Origin of the sequence: Nocardioides sp. CPCC 206348, from assembly GCF_048654705.1 — a bacterium.
Lineage (GTDB): Bacteria > Actinomycetota > Actinomycetes > Propionibacteriales > Nocardioidaceae > Nocardioides.
In genome coordinates this window covers 18,146-19,149 of record NZ_JBMCZA010000226.1, presented here as the reverse complement: position 1 = coordinate 19,149, position 1,004 = coordinate 18,146, and the positions used below count along the sequence as shown (strand labels likewise).

Annotated in this window: 2 protein-coding genes; both read right to left on the bottom strand. The window is 70.5% G+C overall.

Annotation, left to right across the window (positions count from 1 at the left end):
• Positions 1 to 407 (bottom strand): SDR family NAD(P)-dependent oxidoreductase (locus ACOADB_RS25640; RefSeq protein ID WP_378605599.1); only part of this gene is annotated, 407 nt, incomplete at its 3' end.
• Positions 404 to 1,004, bottom strand: a 601-nt coding sequence (locus ACOADB_RS25635; protein WP_378605596.1) for an SDR family oxidoreductase, incomplete at its 5' end; no start/stop codon positions are given. The genes ACOADB_RS25640 and ACOADB_RS25635, both read right to left, overlap by 4 nt.

Sequence of the window (1,004 nt, the reverse complement as noted above, 5' to 3'; positions counted from 1 at the left end):
CCGGCGTGCCGCAGCGGCGCGAAGTGGCCCTTGAGGTGCACCCGTACGACGGCGTCCCATTCCTCCTCGGAGGTGTTGATGAGCATCCGGTCACGCAGGAACCCGGCGTTGTTGACCAGGATGTCGAGCCCGCCGAACGTGTCGATCGCCTGGCGGACCATCGCCTCGGCGGCCGCGAAGTCGGCGACGTCCGCGCCGTTGACGACAGCCTCGCCGCCCATCGCCTCGATCTCCGCGACGACCTCGTGGGCGGGCGACTCCTGCGTACCCTCACCCGCCGCCGTGACGCCGTAGTCGTTGACGACGACCCTCGCGCCGTGGCGCGCCAGCTCCAGGGCGTGCGCCCGGCCGATACCCCGACCGGCACCCGTCACGATCGCGACGCGACCCTCCAGCAACCTGCTCACTTGTTCTCCTCGTTCTGGGTGATGTGAAGGAAGACCGGCTGCTCCCCGCCGCCGTGACAGGCGAGCTGGGCACCGGAGACGTACGACGACAGGTCGCTGGCCAGGAAGGCCGCCACCCGTCCGATCTCGGCGACGTCGGCCATGCGACCCAGCGGGATGGTGCGCTCGATCGCGGCAACGGTGTCGTCGCCGCCGTAGTGGTCGGCCGTGTCGGCGGTGCGGACCAGGCCGACATCGATCGCATTGACCCGGACCCTGGGTCCCCATTCCTGGGCCAGCGACGTGGTCAGCGAGTCGAGCCCGGCCTTCGCGGCGCCGTACGCCGCCGTACCCGGGGACGGCCGGAGGCCCGAGACCGACGAGATGTTGATGATCGATCCACCGCCGGGTTGGTCCTGCATGACCCGGTTGGCCGCCTGGCTGACCAGCAGTGCGGACATCAGGTTCAGGCCGATGATCTTGTCGTGGAAGCGCGGCGACGCCTCCGCCGCGAGCGCGTACGGCGCCCCACCGGCGTTGTTCACGACGACGTCCAGGCGGCCGAACTCCTCGGCGATGCCCGCCACGAGTGCATCGACGGACGCGGCGTCTCGTACG